Below are 15,546 nucleotides of genomic sequence, written 5' to 3'. Positions count from 1 at the left end.
TGGGAACTCTGACGTTCGGACAGCTCGCGAGGCTCGCCCGACACTGGTGGCGAAGCGGTCACGAGGCGGGGGCGCGCGCGGATGCGCCGCGCGCGTGCGTGATGATCCTTCGAGCACCGTCACGAAACCCGAGGGACCACTCATGCGCGCCGTTCCCATCACCGTCACCGCTCTCGCCGCGGCCCTGCTCCTCACCGCCTGCGGAGGCGGGGACGACAGCGGCTCGGGCAGCGACGAGAAGAGCAAGGCGTCCGGCTCCGCCGGCTCCACCGGCTCCGCCTGCGCCGCCGCCGACCTCGGCCGGGAGGTCGGCCCCGTCAACGCCGCGCCCGCCGCCGGGGACACCGGCAACGTCACCGTCACATTCACCAACAAGGGCGCGGAGTGCACCCTGACCGGCTTCCCCGCGGTCGACCTCCAGGCGGACGGCACCTCCGCGACCGTCGCCAAGGACGAGGCCGCCGAGGCGCAGGCCCTGACCCTCCCGGCACAGGGCACCGCCTCCTTCACGATCACCTATGTGCGCGGCGAGGACGGCGGCGACAAGAGCATCGCCGTCAAGACCGTGAAGTACGGCCTGCCGGGCGCCTCGGCCACCGAGAGCTTCGCGTGGTCGTACGGCGATGTCGCCCTGAAGAGCGCGGGCGTGCCGGACGCGACCGTCAGCTCCTTCCAGCAGTCGGGCGACTAGCCAGCTGGGGCCTGTCCGGCCGAGCAAGTCGCAGGAAAGCGACGGCACCGCATCAGTGCCGGTGAGCGGGGGGATGGGGCCCCCGCGCGGTTGTCCGAGCGTGGGGAGTCGGCGACCGGCGACCACGCCGCTGAACCGACGACCACGCCGCTGGGGCCCCCTTCTCTGGGGGAGTGCGTGCCACACCCCGCGTCTGCGGCATGATCCGCGGGACAGGCCCCGCCCCCACCCCCGGGGGCGTCAGGGCAGCCGGGGCCGGGACCGCATCCGGGCCCGGTCAGCCGCCTCGGCGCCCTCGGTCCAGCCCGCCTCGTCGGTGACGCCGCGCAGGCGGGTGGAGACCGTTTCCGGGAACATGCGGTCCGTCGCGGCGGTGACGGCGACCTCGCGGGAGGCGAGGACCGGTAGCAGGTCGTCGGTCACCCGGGTCTCGGCCGCGGCCGTGACCTCGCCGAGACGGGCGCCGATGCGGTGGGCGTAGGCGGCGAGGAAGGACTGCCGGAACGTCTTGGTCCGCCTGCGGCCGCCCGCCCGCTGGGCCGCCTCCGCCTTCGCCATCGCGGACTGCGCCTGCACCAGCAGCGAGGTGTAGAGCAGCTCCACCGCCTCCAGGTCGGCCTCGAAGCCGACGACCGTGGAGAAGGCGAAGGGTTCGTTCCACACCGCCCGGCAGTGGTTGGCGTCGGCGACCGCGTCCAGCAGCACCGCCTTCGCCTGCTCGTACGGCGGCTCGACGCCGATCCGGCAGGCGCCGGGCGCGTCCGGGGCCGGCGCCTGGGCGTCGAGCAGCGCCTCGTCGACGCTGTGCCGGGCCATCAGCTCCTGCGCCTTCGCCGTCAGCGCCTCCGCCTCCTCCGGAAACCCCGTCGCCTCGGCCTTGGCGAGCAGCGCGCGGATGCGGGTGAGCATGCGGGAGTGGTCGCCGGGGCGGGACTGCCCCCGGTGGGCCCGGTGGGGCTCCTGGTCCCGGAGGGGTTCGAGGGCGGGCAGGCGCAGCAGCAGGCGGTAGAGCTCCAGGACCGCGGTGGCGTGCGAGAAACGGTCGGCCTGCGGAGGGCTGTCGGCGGGCAGCTCCGCCAGCTGGGCCGCCCAGCGCCGGCCGCGCGCCCGGTCGTCACGCGCGTGTGCCCGTATCAGCCCCGCCACCAGGCCGACGTGGACGCCGTCCAGCTCACGCCGCACGATTCGCACCACGTCCGCGGGCTGCCAGCCCCGCCGCCAGAGCGCCGCCACGAACTCCGTGCCCCGCCTCGCGAGTTCGGCGTCCGCCGCGGGGTCGGCGGCGAGGAGCGAGGCACCCGTGTCGAGGGCGGCGTCGGCGGTCTCGTAGAGGGCGGCCCGGAAGGCGCGTTCGACGGTGCCGGGCGGGTTGTCGCCGGTGCTGTTGCTGGTGCTGCTCACCGGTCGATCGTGCCACGAGGGCGAGGTGCCTCCCGCACGCGGGAGCGAGTGACAACCTCGGGTTGACACCTCTCCACTGTCAACCTAAGGTTGACACATGACGACTCCAGAACCCGTCACCACCTCGTCCGTCCGTCTCGACGACCTCATCGACGCGATCAAGAAGTCCCACCACGAGCCGCTCGACCAGCTCCAGGACGCCGTCATCGCCGCCGACCACCTGGGCGACGTGGCGGACCACCTCATCGGCCACTTCGTCGACCAGGCCCGCCGCTCGGGCGCCTCCTGGACCGACATCGGCCGCAGCATGGGCGTCACCCGGCAGGCCGCGCAGAAGCGGTTCGTGCCGAAGGAGTCCGCGGACCTCGACGCGAGCCAGGGCTTCAGCCGCTACACCCCCCGCGCGCGGAACGTGGTCATGGCCGCCCACAACGAGTCCAAGACCGCCGGCAACGCCGAGGGGCTCCCCGCGCACCTGGTCCTCGGTCTGCTCGCCGAGCCGGAGGGCCTCGCGGCCAAGGCCATCGCCGACCAGGGCGTCACCCTGGACGCGGTCCGCGAGGCCGTGACCGCCTCGCTCCCGCCGGCCGCGGCCGAGGTGCCCGAGCTGATCCCCTACGGCCCGGACGCCAAGAAGGTCCTGGAGCTCACCTTCCGCGAGGCGCTCCGCCTCGGCCACAACTACATCGGCACCGAGCACATCCTGCTGGCGCTGCTGGAGTTCGAGAACGGCGAGGGCGTCCTCAGCGGCCTCGGCATCGACAAGCCCGGCACCGAGCGGTACGTCGCGAAGGTCCTGTCCTTGATCGCGGCAGGGCAAGAACCCGGGCAGGGGCAGGGACAGGGGCAGCAGGACGACGACTGAGGGCCGTTGTCAGACCCCCCTGCCACACTCGCAGCATGGCCGACCGGTGGGCACTCGCTCCGGCCGAGGACGGTGGCGTGGAACTCGCCCCCCTCGGTCCGGACGCGCTGCCCGCCGGTCCGGTGCTGCGGGAGGCGGATCTGGCGCGGGCCGTGCGCGAGCGGCCCGACGTCACCCGCTGGGTCTGGCGTTCCACGGCCGAGGTGTATCCGCGTCTGCTCGCCACGGGGGTGCGAGTCGAGCGGTGCTACGACGTCGAGGACGCCGAGACCCTCCTGCTGGGCCACGAGGGGCACTCCGGTGAGCCCCGCTCGGCGGCCGCCGCGCTGGCCCGATTGCGCGGCGGCCCCGTCCCGCCGGATCCGCCGCAGCGCTCCGCCGCGCCCGGCGCGCAGTCCTCGCTGTTCGAAGCGCAGGACACCGCCGTCCGGCTGCCCCTCGAAGACCTCCTCGCCGTCTACGCCGAGCAGCAGCGGCGGCACGAGCGGGCCGAACACCCCGCGCGGATGCGGCTGCTGACGGCGGCCGAGTCGGCGGGGATGCTGGTGGCCGCCGAGATGAACCGGGCCGGGCTGCCGTGGAGCGCGGAGGTGCACCGCGCGGTCCTGCACGACCTGCTCGGCGAGCGGTACGCGGGCGGGGGCGAGCCCCGGCGGCTGGCCGAGCTGGCGGACGAGGTGTCGGCCGCCTTCGGGCGCCGCGTCCGCCCCGACCTGCCCGCCGACGTCGTCAAGGCGTTCGCGCAGGCGGGGATCCGGATCAAGTCGACCCGGCGCTGGGAGATCGAGTCCCTCGACCATCCGGCCGTGAAGCCGCTGATCGAGTACAAGAAGCTGTACCGCATCTGGGTGGCCCACGGCTGGTCCTGGCTGCAGGACTGGGTGCGGGATGGGCGGTTCCGGCCGGAGTTCCTGGCCCACGGCACGGTCACCGGGCGCTGGGTGACCAACGGCGGGGGCGCGTTGCAGATCCCCAAGATCATCCGGCGGGCCGTGGTCGCCGACCCGGGCTGGCGGCTGGTCGTCGCCGACGCCGACCAGATGGAGCCGCGGGTGCTGGCGGCGATCTCCCGCGACCCCGGGCTGATGGAGGTCGCGGGCCGGGAGAGCGACCTCTACCAGTCCGTCTCCGACCGCGCCTTCTCCGGCGACCGCGCCCAGGCCAAGCTCGCCGTCCTCGGCGCGGTCTACGGCCAGACGTCCGGGGACGGCCTGAAGAACCTCGCCGCGCTGCGCCGCCGCTTCCCGCGCGCGGTGGCGTACGTCGACGAGGCGGCCAAGGCCGGCGAGGAGGGCAGACTCGTTCGCACCTGGCTGGGGCGGACCTGCCCGCCGGCGGCCGGGGCGGGGGACGGCGGGGCGGAGGAGGCCGGTATCCCCGTCGACTCCGGCGGCCCTGTCGGAGAGGACGAGATCTCCGACGACCGGCAGTGGGTGCCGGGGTACGCCTCGACCAACGCACGCGCGCGTGGCCGCTTCGCCCGCAACTTCGTCGTCCAGGGCAGCGCCGCCGACTGGGCGCTGCTGCTGCTCGCCGCGCTGCGGCAGGCCTGTGCGGGGATGGCGGCCGAGCTGGTCTTCTTCCAGCACGACGAGGTGATCGTGCACTGTCCCGAGGAGGAGACGGAGAGGGTCGTCGCCGCGATCCGGGAGGCGTCCGACCTGGCCGGGCGGCTGACGTTCGGGGAGACGCCGGTGCGGTTTCCGTTCACCACGGCGGTGGTGGAGTGCTATGCCGACGCGAAGTGAGTGGACCCGAAGTGAGTGGACGCGAAGTGATCAGGGGTTGTCACTGTTGCCGGTGAGCAGCTCCCCGAGTTCCCGTACGACCGTCTTCTCGTCCGTCCCGTCCAGTGCGACGAGGGCCGCCCGCCACTCCTCGTACGCCTGTTCGATATACCCCTGCTCCCGCAGCAGAAGACCGTGCTGGTGCCGGGCGAGACCGCCCGTGTAGCGGTCGGCACGGGCGTCGGCGCGGCGCAGCAGTTCCGCGCACTCCGCCAGCGCGCGTTCGGTGCGGCCCAGCGGACGCAGGGCGCGGACGAGGCCGAGCCGGGTCTGGGACTCGCCGTGCCAGTCGCCGTGGCCGCCCAGGATGCGCAGGCTCTCCTCGAAGTGCGGCCACGCGGCGGCCGGTTCGCCGAGGGCGAGATGGGCGTAGCCGATGTTGCAGTGCGCAGAGTGCTGCACGATGACGGCGCCGATCGCGTCCCCGATCGCGAGGGAACGCCGGTGCTGCTCGATGGCGGCCCTCGGATCGGTGTGCTCGTACAGGTTGCCGAGGTGGCTGTAGGTGATGGCCTCGCCGTGCGGATCGTTCAACTGCCGCGAGTACTCCAGGCTCTGTCGCAGCGCCGCGTCGGACTCCTCGTACCGTCCGAGGCTCTCCAGCAGCAGCCCCCGGTTGTTCAGGCAGCGCCGGATCCAGGACAGCCGGTCGAGCCGCCGCCAGATGACCAGGGCCAGGTCGTTGAGGGCGAGCGCGTCATGCTGACGGCCGGTCAGGAAGTGCAGGCCGGCCAGGTCGCCCAGGGCGTACGCCTCGGCGGCCTCGTCCCCGAGCCGCCGCGCGACACGCAGTGCGGTCCGCCCGAGCACCTCCATCTCGGCGACCCGGCCACGGCGTTGGAGGTAGGGGAAGAGGAGGCGGAGGAGGGTGGAGACGAGGGCATGGTCCGCGGCGTCGGCATCTTCTGCAGCGGGAGCCGCGTCGGCGTCTTCTCCCCGGCCGGCATTGCCGAGGGCCGCGTCGGCACCTGCCGTGCCGAGAGCGGCGTCGGCACCTCCTGCGGCATGGACCCCTGTCACGCCCGCGCCGCCCTCCACCAGCGCGACGATGTTCTCCAACTCCGTGTCGCACCAGGCGAAGGCCTCTTCGGGTCCGGCGAAGGGGGGTACGGCCGTGACGCGCGTCGCGTGGTCGGGCGGCTGCGCGGCGGTCGGACGGCGCCGGTCGTCCTGGTCGGGGCCTCCTTCGACGACAGCGGCGAGGGCGCGTTCGGCCACGGCGGCGTACCAGCGCAGGGCGGTCTGCATCACGTCGGCGCCGCCCTCGGAGTCCGCCGGCTCGGACTGCGCGAGTTCGCGTGCGAAGTCCCGCACCAGGTCGTGCGGTGTGTAGCGGCCGTAGGCCTGTTCCTCCAGGAGCGCCACGTCGACGAGGCGGTTCAGGGCGGCTTCGGCGCGGGGTTCGTCGGTGCCGGTGAGGCGGGCCAGCAGGGGGGCGCCGTAGGCGGGGAGGTCGAGGGCCCCGATGCGGCGGAGGACGAGGGCCGCGTCGCGGTCGGCCTCGCGTCCGGAGGCGGCGAGGGCGTCGTGGGCGACGGCGAGGGAGCGGCGGACGCTGAGGTCGTCGTACTCCAGGTGGGACAACCTGCTCTCCGCCGCCGCCAGTTGGCCGGCCAGCGCGTCCGGGGTGAGAGCGCTGCGCGCGGCGAGGCGGGCGGCGACGACGCGCAGGGCGAGCGGGAGGCGGCCGGTGAGGTCGACGAGGGGGTGGCCCGCGTCGAGGTCGGCGCGTCCCTCCCCCGGGCCGGAGGCCGCCCGCAGCAGGGCCGCGCTGTCCTCGCCCGACAGCGGCGCGAGCGGAAAGCGGTGGGCGCCGTCGAGGACGGTCAGCGGCGAGCGGCTGGTCACGATCACCGCGCAGCCGGGGCCGGCCGGCAGCAGCGGGCGGATCTGGGCGGCGGTCGCGGCGTCGTCCAGGACGAGAAGCGTCCGGGTCGAGGCGAGCAGGGTGCGCAGCAACGCGGACGCGGCGTCCGGGTGTTCGGGGATGTGCCGGGGCTGCGTGCCGAGGTCGTGCAGCAGGGCGGCGAGTGCCTGGCCTGCGGTGAGGGGGGTCATACCGGGGGTGGCGCCGTGCAGGTGGAGGTAGAGCTGACCGTCGGAGAAACGTTCCCTCATGGCATGGGCGAGGTGCAGGGCGAGCGCGCTCTTGCCGACGCCGGCCATACCGCTGAGGACGACGACGGCCGGGCTGGTGCCGTCGCTGGGGGCGGAGGGGGTGGAGAAAGAGGTGGAGGAGGAAGTGGAGGAGGAAGTGGAGCAGGAAGTGGAGGAGGAGACAGAGGGTGCGGCGGCAAGGGTGCGGTGCAGTAGGCGCAGGGTTTCGTCCCGCCCGGTGAAATGGGCGGGCCGTGGGGGGAGTTGGGCCGGACGGACGCGGGAGGACTCGGGAGCGGGGGTTGAGGTGGGGGGTGGGGTCGGAGGCCGGGTCACTGGCTCGTCGGCCGCCGGGACCAGTACCTCCGCATGAGCCTCGCGGACCGCAGGGCCCGGTTCGACGCCGAGTTCCTCGACGAGGCGGGTGCGCAGGTCGCGATGGACGGCGAGGGCCTCGGCCTGGCGGCCGGTGCGGTGCAGGGCGAGCATCAGCTGGCGGTGGTACGCCTCGCGCAGCGGATGCTCGGCGGCCAGCGCCGTCAGCTCCGGGACGATGCGCTCGAACCGCGCACCGCCAAGGGCCAGTTCGGCGTCGTAGCGCCACTCCAGCAGAAGCAGCCGGGCCTCCCGCAGACGTCGCACGAAGGCGTATCCGCCCAGGTCGGCCGGGAGGCCGCCGAGCGGGGTGCCCCGCCACAGCGCGAGCGCCGCCGCGCACTCGCGCACGACCCGTTCCCAGTTCCGTGCGGCGTGCGCGCCGCGCGCCGCGGCGACGTGCCGCTCGAACACGTGGACGTCGAGCTCGCCCTGCTCGACCCTGAGCTGATAGCCGGGCGGCACGGCCCGCAGCCGCTCCGGGTCGTCGAGCAGCCGGCGCAGCCGGGTCACGTGGTTGTGCAGCGAGGCCTGCGCGGAGGCCGGCGGCGCGCCGCCCCACAGCGCCTCCTTGAGCGACTCGACGGGAACGATCCGGCCCGCGTCGAGGAGGAGCGCGGCAAGCAGGACACGCACCTTGGGGCTGCGGACGGTGTCGTACGGGACGCGGACGGTGCCGTACGGGACGCCGACCCCGTAGGGCACTTCGGCGTCGTAGGGCACTTCGGCGTCGTAACGCGCGTCGGCGTCGTAACGCGCGTCGGCGTGGTGGCGCGCATCGGCGTCGTAGGGCGCGTCGGCGTGGTAGCGCACGTCGACGCCCGTGTCCGGGAGGTCAGCCGTGTCCACATACAGGACCGGTGGGCCCAGCAGTCCGAACCGCAGCCCGTACCGCCGCATCACGCCGCCCGTCGCTCTTCCGCGCCCGGCCCGTGCCGGATCGCTCGCACTCCACGACGGGTACCCCGCCGTCTGGCGGAATTCCGCCCCCGGCCGCCGATATTCCGCCACCCTGTCCCTGACGGTTCCCGCGGGAATCGGCTGTCGGTCCGGCCGACTCCTGTACTCGCCCGACGACTTCAGGCCAAGTGACCAGCGACGACGCGAAGAACCGTTGGCCACATGTTAGCGATTCGTTGGCGCGATCTGATGTGATCACTTCATCGGAACCGGCCCGACGGTGCGCGCGTGTCGACGCGCAGCTCGGGGGAGTGTCGCCGCCGCGGCCGGGTCCGGGGGCGTACGGGGCTTCGGTCGGCGGAGGTGAACGACCGGGCCCCGCGCCCCGTTTCTGCCTCGACGACGTCTCCGGTGCCTCGGCGGCTGCGATGGTGGCCGGTCAGATGACCGGCGGCCTGCCCAGCCGGGTCAGCTGCCACACCGTCCGCCACTTCATGGGCCGCCGCACGCCCGCCGGTTTCCGCACACCCTCCGCGAACCCGGCGAACCAGGCCTTCAGACCGCCGAGCGAGCGCGTGCGCAGCAGTGTGACGGCGATCCAGACGCCCAGGTGGACGGGGATGAGGGGCAGCGGAAGATTCCGCCGGACGAGCCAGACCCGGTTGCGGGCGGTGACCCGGTGATAGATGGCGTGCCGGGCGGGCGAGGTCTTGGGGTGCTGGAGCAGCAGCTCGGGCGCGTAGAGGATCTTCCAGCCGGCGTCCGTGGCCCGCCAGGCCAGGTCGGTCTCCTCGTGTGCGAAGAAGAACTCGGCGGGCCAGTCGCCGGTCTCGGCGAGCATGGCCATGCTCAGGGCGTGGCCGCCGCCGAGGAAGCCGGTGACGTACCCGCCGCGCATCGGGTCGGCGTCGCCGGCGCGCGGCACGTGCCGGCGCTGGGTCTCGCCGTGCTCGTCGGCGATGCGGAAGCCGACGATGCCGAGGCGGGGGTCGGCGGCGTACAGGTCGCGGACGCGGCGCAGGACGTCGGCGTCGACGAGCAGCCCGTCGTCGTCCAGTTCCACGACGACGTCGATGTCCCCGTACTCCCGCAGGCGGGCGAGGGCGACGTTGCGACCGCCGGGGCAGCCGAGGTTCTCGTCGAGGTCGATCGTGGTGACCTCGCCGGGCAGGGAGAGCCGCCGGGCGAAATCGGGAAGCGTGCAGCCGTTGCCGACGATCACGATGCGCGCGGGGGCAAGGTCCTGCTTGGCCACCGACTCCAGCAGGGCGTCGACCTCGACCGGCCGGTTCCCCATGGTGACCACGGCAACGGCGATCCTCGGCTCCACCGACTCCACGTCCCTCACTCCATCCAGCCCTCGACGGCGACCGCGTCCGTCCATGCGCGGCCTCGTCGTTCACCTAGATGTTGCCTCAGGTGCGGACGTTGCTCCGACGCCTCCATATTTTGCTTGCCCTTTCTACCGTTCTACCGTTCCCCGTGACGCCGATCTCCCCGACGCAGGTCCCCGGGATGTCGGGTCCCCCGCCGCCGTAACTGTCTCGGACCAGAACCACCCCACTCGGAGGAAACACCGTGCCCTTCCGCTGTGCCGTACTCGACGACTTCCAGAACGTCGCGACGACCTTCGCCGACTGGTCGGTCCCGGCGTCGGCATCGGGTGAGGAGCTGGAGGTGGTCTCCTTCACCGAGCACTTCGGCGACGAGGACGAACTCGCCTCGGCGCTCGCCGACTTCGACTGCGTCGTCACCCTGCGGGAACGCGTCCCCTTCCCGGCATCGCTGCTGGACCGTCTCCCCCGGCTCCGACTGCTGATCGCCTCCGGCATGCGCAACTCGGTGATCGACTACGCGGCGGCGAAGGCGAACGGCGTGACGGTGTGCGGCACGGAGAGCTCCTCGACTCCGCCGGTGGAGCTGACGTGGGCACTGTTGCTGGGTCTGGCGCGGGGACTGGTCCAGGAGAACACCGCCCTGCGGGAGGGCGGGCCGTGGCAGTCCACGGTCGGCGCGGACCTGCACGGGCGCCGCCTCGGCCTGCTGGGCCTGGGGAAGATCGGGAGTTCGGTGGCACGGGTGGGGCTGGCCTTCGGCATGGAGGTGAGCGCGTGGAGCCAGAACCTGACGGATGAGCGGGCGGCGGAGGTCGGCGTGCGGCTGGCCGCCTCGAAGGAGGAGTTGCTGTCGGAGAGCGACTTCGTGTCGGTCCACCTGGCGCTGAGCGACCGCACCCGGGGCCTGCTCGGCCCCGCCGAACTGGCCCTGCTCAAGCCGACGGCGTACCTGGTGAACACCTCGCGGGCGGCGATCGTCGACCAGGACGCACTGCTGGCGACGCTGCGGGAGGGCCGTGTCGCGGGCGCGGGCGTGGACGTCTTCGAGGCCGAACCCCTCCCCGCCGACCACCCGATGCGAACGGCTCCCCGCCTGCTGGCGACTCCGCACCTGGGGTACGTGTCCCGGGCGAACTACGAGCGGTACTACGGGCAGGCGGTGGAGGGGATTCAGGCGTATCTGGCGGGGGCGCCGGTACGGGTGCTGGGCTAGTGCCGTGACAGGCGAAGTTCGCCCCGTCGCGACGCCCGGCACGCTCCCCCACTGCCTCAAAGGCGTGTGAGGTGCCCCCACTCGCCGCACCGGACGCCGCTCCTTCACGGGCAAACGTTGCCTGCCACGGCACTGGACGGTGGTGGTGAAGAGGTCTTTGGCCGCGTCGGCGTGGACGGCTCTTTCAGGGCGCGTTTCTTTCAGGGCGCGTTGCTTTCCTATTCGGTCCGCAGGGCGGTGGCGGTGCGCACCCTGGCGGCCCAGCTCGCGGGCAGCAGCGCGCCCAGGACGGCGATGAGCAGGCCGCCCAGGACCAGCAGGCCCAGTTCGGTCGCGTGGTAGACGGCGAGCACGGAGTCGGGGAGGTTGAGGCCGGCGCTGTGGCCCATGGCGGGGACGACCCAGCCGTGCAGGGTGACGCCGAGCGGAACGCCCAGGGCGCCGCCGGCCAGTCCGGTCACGACGACGGAGGTGACGTGATCTCCGCCGTCCGCACGGTCCGCTCCGGCGACGCGCTGCTCGCACCGGCCGTCACCCGGCGCCTGGTCGAACGGTTCACGCAACAGGGGAGCCAGACCACCGCGATCCACCGCGACCTCGCCTCGCTGACCTCGCGCGAACGCGAAGTCCTGGGCCTGGTGGCCCGAGGGCTGAGCAACGTCGAAGTCGCCGACCGCCTGCACCTGGCCGAGACGACCGTCAAAACCCACGTCTCCCGCGTCCTCGCCAAGCTCCAACTGCGTGACCGCGTCCAGGCCGTCATCGCCGCCTACGAGACCGGTCTGGTCAGCGTGGGCAGGCAGGAGCCCACAGGACCGTCCGCCGAGCACCCGTGAACCGCCCTGGCGTATACACGTTCCACAAACCCGAACTTCGAGTCGACGTTCTCCATGGTCAAGCGGTCAGACGGTAGAGGGGGTTCGGGCGTATTTGGCGGGGGCGCCGGTGCGGGTGCTGGGGTGAGGGGCCGAGCACCCGATGTCCTCAGGCTCGGAAGAGCTCTTCCGGGTCGGTGATGTCGTAGGCGCGTTCACGCCAGAGCTGGAGTTGGGCCAGGTCCTCGGTTTCCCACAGCCTCTTCGCGACGGCCGCCGGGACCTCGATACTCCGCCAGAAGAAGAGACGGAGGATCACCGACCGCTCGAGGCGCGTACGGAAGCTTTCCTCGTAGCCCTCCCTGAAGGCCTCTTCCGCATGTTCGAGCCACTTTCGGCGGAAGTGGTCCTGCCAGATGTACTCGGGCAGCCGCCAGGGTTCCCTCCGCTCTCCCTGGGCATCGGCGGCGACGTCAGGAACGTTCGTCATCGAAGAAGGTCTTCCGCGTTGTCCACCTGGATTGCACGACGCGCCCAGAGCTCGAGGAGGTCTTCGTCGGTACACGTCTCCACCCTGGAGCGGACGGAGTCCGGGACCGGGATGCCGCGCCACTCAAGGATTTTCAGGGTCATCTCGACCCCTTTCTCGACACGCCCTTCTTCTCGAACTTCCTGGGCGAGGGGGTGCCGCCAGAAGTACTGCATCGCCGTCATATCGGCTCTCCTTTCTGTCCGACGTGATCAACGAGCTACGCCGCGTTCAGTTCGCACCACACGAGCTTGCCCCGGTGGCCCATCCGGGAGAGCGGCTGCCAGTGCCAGAGGTCCGAGCAGGCCCGCACCAGAGCCATCCCCCGGCCGCTCTCGGCGTCGCCGAGTTCCTCCAGCAGGCTGGGGGGTTGAGGGGGTTCGGGGTCGGCGTCCCACGCGCCGATCTGCAGGACGCCGTCGCGGAAGCGGAGGCGGAGACATGCGGGGCCCTTGGTGTGCAGGACGGTGTTGGACATCAGCTCCGAGGCGAGGAGTTCGGCGGTGTCGAGGAGGCCACCGAGGCCGTGGAGGGTGAGGATCAGGCGGAGGGTGCGGCGGCAGACCGTGACGGCTCGAGGGTCGGTGGGGATGTAGAGGGAGTACTCCCACGAGTCGGATGTGGGGGCGGTTTCGGGCATGGGGCAGCTCCAAGTGAGGGGTTGGGGGGGTGGAATCACGGGCGGTGGCATGCCTCAGCCGTCATGGCAGGACGGAGCGGTGCGCTTCCGCAGCGTGCACGTTGCGTCACTGACGGTAGAGCCACAATTTGGGACCACGCAAGGCGCTGCCGTAATCTGCTACCCGAACGAGTTCGAGGAGGAAGTCGTGGCCCGCAGAACACAGGTGACTGCTCGTCAGGAGCGCCTGGGCTCCGAACTGCGGAAACTGCGCGAGGCCGCAGGGCTCAAGGGACGCGAGGCCGCCGCACTGCTCGGCACGGACTCCGCCCAGATGAGCCAGATCGAGTTCGGTACGGCCGGTGTCAGCGAGGCACGCGTACGACGACTCGCAGCCCACTACTCGTGCACGGACACGGAGTTGATCGACGCGCTGGTGGCCATCGCGACCGATCGGACACGCGGCTGGTGGGAGGAGTACCGGGGCCTGCTGCCGACGTCGTTCCTGGACCTTGCCGAATTGGAGTACCACGCCACACACCGGCGAGACGTCGAGTCCCTCAACATCCCCGGCCTTCTGCAGACCGAGGACTATGCCCACGCCGTCTTCTCGTATCGGGTGCCTGAACTTCCCCAGTCGGACATGGAATTGCGCATTGAGCACCGGATGCGCCGTCGCGCTGTCATCGAGGGTTCCGCGCCCATCCCCTACGAAGCCGTGATCCACGAGGCGGCCCTGCGCATCAGGGTCGGTGACCGTGCTGCCGCACGCGCTCAGCTCACTCACGTCCTGGAACTCTCCGAGGCGGATCACGTCACAGTACGTGTCATCCCCTTCGACCTCGATGGATTCGCCGGAGCCTGGAGCACGATGATGTACGCGGGCGGCGCTGTGCCCAAGCTGGACACAGTCGTACGCGATGCGCCTCACGGCACGGCGTTCGTCGACTCCGAAGCCCAACTCGGTGCGTTTCGAATGCTCTTCCGTAAGGTGGAGGCTGCGTCACTCGAACCCGGGCGTTCGCGTGACTTCATCCACCGGCTGGCGAAGGAAGTGTGAGGCGCGGCATGACTGGTCCCGGCAACTGGCAGAAGTCGTCCTTCTCCGGCGGCGGAGACGGCAACAACTGCCTCGAACTCGCCTCCACCCCCGCCTCAGCCACCCTCCACCTCCGCGAGAGCGACACCCCCGCCACGGTCCTCACGACCACCCACACCGCATTGACCCACCTTCTGGCAGGCATACGCACTGATGCCCTGACCGCCCGGCAGAGGTGACGCACCTCGTTGGAGGCAGCCGCGCGGCTCCGTCCACCGACTCCCGAAGGAAGTGTGAGGCGCCCGATGACCACGCCCGGCAACTGGCAGAAGTCCTCCTTCTCAGGGAGCGGAGACGGCAACGCCTGCCTCGAACTCGCCTCCACCCCCGCCTCAGCCACCCTCCACCTCCGCGAGAGCGACACCCCCGCCACGGTCCTTACGACCACCCCCGCCGCCCTCGCCGACCTCCTGTCCGGCATACGCCGGCTCCAGGCCCCCGTCGGGTCAGAAGACGCGGACGTTGGTCGCGGTGTCCCAGAGCATGTCGGCGTTCGGGCCGCTGACGGAACCCCTGCCGTTCCCGTAGTAGACGAACACTTGGTAGTCGATGGGTCGCATGAGGTCTGACAGTCCGTCGCCGTTCACATCACCGGTCGCGATCACCGGCTCGTCGCTGGGCCAGGCGTAGGGCAGCTTCTTGCGCGCCACGAAGCCGCCCTTGCCGTTGCCCGGGTACAGCCACAGCGCACGTGATCCGTCGCGGGCCACCAGGTCGCCCTTGCCGTCGCCGGTCATGTCGCCCGGTGAGGCCATCTGGTTCAAGGCGTTCCAGCCACTGCCGGCGAGCTTGCGGGCGCCGAAGACGCCGTTGCCCTTGCCCGGGTACAGCCACAGCTTTCCGGCGGTGTCGCGCGCCAGCAGATCCCTGCGGCCGTCACCGGTCAGGTCTCCGGCCGCGCTGATCTCGCGCATGGTGTTCCAGCCGCCGCCGACCTTCTTCCGCGTCCCGAAGGTGCCGTCGCCCCGGCCCGGGTAGAACCACAGCACCCCGGCCCTGTCACGGGCGTACAGGTCCTCCTTGGCGTCCCCGTTGTAGTCACCATGCCGGACCAGTTGCGTCATGGCGTTCCAGCCGCTCCCGACGAGCTTCCCCTTGGTCCTCCCGTCGGCATTGCCGATGCCCGAGAGGAACCACAGCCGGCCGTCGGCCGCGCGCTCCAGGAGATCGGGACGTCCGTCGTTGTTCAGGTCCCCGAAGCGGGCCACGTCGGGAAGTCCCTCCGGCCGCTTCTCCTCCGGCTGGCGGTACCAGTCCATCCAGGGGACGCCCTGGACGACCTCGTACTCGGTGGTGGCGACCCGGAACGAGCTGATCTTGTTGTCGAACGCGCCGCCGAACGCACCGCCGGTGAGCTCGATGGCTCCGTTGTGCGGGCTGATGAGCAGCGTGTCATTGCCCGTGTAGTTGGCGCCGGTGTATGCGACTGCCCACCTCGCGCTGTTGTTGACCAACGACGAGGTCTTGTTGTCGAAACCGCCCAGGGTGGCCTGGCTCGACGAGACGATCTTCATCTCGCCCTTGTACTGGCCGTACTGGAAGAGGCACAGCTTCCCCGAGGGGCAGCGGGCCGAGTTGTCCGTGGCCGCCGCCTGCGGGGCCGTGCTGACCAACGTGGCCATGGACGCGGCGAGGGCCACCGCGGCGCCGAGGGTCCGCCGGGCGGCGGTACGTCCGCGCGAAGGGAGTTCGCCCGGGGCCCGTCGGCCCGGGAAGGTGCGAAGCATGAATCGGTCTCCGTTCGGTCCGGAAGATCGGGCCCGGAAGTTCCGGACCGGAGTTCCGTCAGGAAGGTGGGATGCGGCCTCTGGGCGGCAG

The 15,546-nt window shown here is 71.7% G+C and carries 14 protein-coding genes and 2 pseudogenes; 8 read left to right on the top strand and 8 right to left on the bottom strand.

Annotated elements, in window-relative coordinates; genetic code table 11:
* The first annotated feature begins 142 nt into the window (after positions 1-142).
* The gene (locus OG289_RS28740) at positions 143-691 is read left to right on the top strand and encodes a DUF4232 domain-containing protein (protein WP_327316941.1); all 549 of its coding nucleotides are present in this window, start codon (positions 143-145) and stop codon (positions 689-691) included.
* Positions 692-931: 240 nt separating this feature from the next.
* Here OG289_RS28740 and OG289_RS28735 read toward each other — a convergent pair whose 3' ends face one another.
* On the bottom strand, positions 932-2,092 hold the full coding sequence (locus OG289_RS28735) for a DUF2786 domain-containing protein (protein WP_327316939.1): 1,161 nt from the start codon (positions 2,090-2,092) through the stop codon (positions 932-934).
* Positions 2,093-2,189: 97 nt separating this feature from the next.
* On the opposite strand from OG289_RS28735, the gene OG289_RS28730 reads away from it, so the two are divergent.
* Complete coding sequence (locus OG289_RS28730) at positions 2,190-2,957, top strand: Clp protease N-terminal domain-containing protein (protein WP_327316938.1); 768 nt, start codon at positions 2,190-2,192, stop codon at positions 2,955-2,957.
* A gap of 35 nt (positions 2,958-2,992) precedes the next feature.
* The gene (locus OG289_RS28725; protein WP_327316937.1) at positions 2,993-4,705 is read left to right on the top strand and encodes a bifunctional 3'-5' exonuclease/DNA polymerase; all 1,713 of its coding nucleotides are present in this window, start codon (positions 2,993-2,995) and stop codon (positions 4,703-4,705) included.
* A 30-nt stretch (positions 4,706-4,735) separates the two neighbouring features.
* Here the strand turns inward: OG289_RS28725 and OG289_RS28720 are convergent, their stop codons facing one another.
* Together OG289_RS28720 and OG289_RS28715 are read right to left on the bottom strand one after the other, a co-directional pair.
* A complete protein-coding gene (locus OG289_RS28720; protein WP_327320827.1) occupies positions 4,736-8,116 on the bottom strand; it encodes an AfsR/SARP family transcriptional regulator in 3,381 nt (1,126 codons plus the stop codon).
* 439 nt (positions 8,117-8,555) lie between these two features.
* The gene (locus tag OG289_RS28715) at positions 8,556-9,500 is read right to left on the bottom strand and encodes a glycosyltransferase family 2 protein (protein WP_327316936.1); all 945 of its coding nucleotides are present in this window, start codon (positions 9,498-9,500) and stop codon (positions 8,556-8,558) included.
* Between the two features lie 194 nt (positions 9,501-9,694).
* Between OG289_RS28715 and OG289_RS28710 the strand changes: the two genes are divergently transcribed.
* Positions 9,695-10,666, top strand: coding sequence for a D-2-hydroxyacid dehydrogenase family protein (locus tag OG289_RS28710; protein WP_327316935.1), 972 nt, complete (start codon positions 9,695-9,697; stop codon positions 10,664-10,666).
* Between the two features lie 218 nt (positions 10,667-10,884).
* On the opposite strand, the gene OG289_RS28705 is transcribed toward OG289_RS28710, so the two are convergent.
* Positions 10,885-11,127, bottom strand: coding sequence for an ABC transporter permease (locus OG289_RS28705; RefSeq protein ID WP_327316934.1), 243 nt, complete (start codon positions 11,125-11,127; stop codon positions 10,885-10,887).
* Positions 11,128-11,148: 21 nt separating this feature from the next.
* Here OG289_RS28705 and OG289_RS28700 point away from each other — a divergent pair.
* A pseudogene (locus OG289_RS28700) lies at positions 11,149-11,502 on the top strand (response regulator transcription factor); the annotation flags it as partial.
* A gap of 148 nt (positions 11,503-11,650) precedes the next feature.
* Here the strand turns inward: OG289_RS28700 and OG289_RS28695 are convergent.
* Genes OG289_RS28695 through OG289_RS28685 form a run of 3 tightly spaced genes read right to left on the bottom strand, consistent with a single transcriptional unit; the run spans position 11,651 to position 12,650 of the window.
* Positions 11,651-11,971: a hypothetical protein gene (locus tag OG289_RS28695; RefSeq protein ID WP_327316933.1), complete on the bottom strand. Its 321-nt coding sequence runs from the start codon at positions 11,969-11,971 to the stop codon at positions 11,651-11,653.
* The gene (locus OG289_RS28690; protein WP_327316932.1) at positions 11,968-12,195 is read right to left on the bottom strand and encodes a hypothetical protein; all 228 of its coding nucleotides are present in this window, start codon (positions 12,193-12,195) and stop codon (positions 11,968-11,970) included. Before OG289_RS28690 ends, OG289_RS28695 begins: the two co-directional genes overlap by 4 nt.
* Positions 12,196-12,230: 35 nt before the next feature.
* Positions 12,231-12,650 (bottom strand): ATP-binding protein, encoded by a 420-nt coding sequence (locus tag OG289_RS28685; RefSeq protein WP_327316931.1) that lies wholly within the window; start codon positions 12,648-12,650, stop codon positions 12,231-12,233.
* Between the two features lie 187 nt (positions 12,651-12,837).
* On the opposite strand from OG289_RS28685, the gene OG289_RS28680 reads away from it, so the two are divergent.
* The 3 genes and pseudogenes from OG289_RS28680 to OG289_RS28670 form a co-directional block, all read left to right on the top strand.
* Positions 12,838-13,689, top strand: coding sequence for a helix-turn-helix domain-containing protein (locus OG289_RS28680; protein WP_327316929.1), 852 nt, complete (start codon positions 12,838-12,840; stop codon positions 13,687-13,689).
* Between the two features lie 8 nt (positions 13,690-13,697).
* The gene (locus tag OG289_RS28675) at positions 13,698-13,907 is read left to right on the top strand and encodes a DUF397 domain-containing protein (protein ID WP_327316928.1); all 210 of its coding nucleotides are present in this window, start codon (positions 13,698-13,700) and stop codon (positions 13,905-13,907) included.
* A 66-nt stretch (positions 13,908-13,973) separates the two neighbouring features.
* Positions 13,974-14,141 (top strand): annotated as a pseudogene (locus OG289_RS28670) (DUF397 domain-containing protein); the annotation flags it as partial.
* A gap of 33 nt (positions 14,142-14,174) precedes the next feature.
* Here OG289_RS28670 and OG289_RS28665 read toward each other — a convergent pair.
* On the bottom strand, positions 14,175-15,455 hold the full coding sequence (locus OG289_RS28665) for an FG-GAP-like repeat-containing protein (protein ID WP_327316927.1): 1,281 nt from the start codon (positions 15,453-15,455) through the stop codon (positions 14,175-14,177).
* Between the last annotated feature and the right edge of the window lie 91 nt (positions 15,456-15,546).

Source organism: Streptomyces sp. NBC_01235, assembly GCF_035989285.1.
Lineage (GTDB): Bacteria > Actinomycetota > Actinomycetes > Streptomycetales > Streptomycetaceae > Streptomyces.
This window is presented reverse-complemented; position numbering and strand designations above follow the sequence as displayed.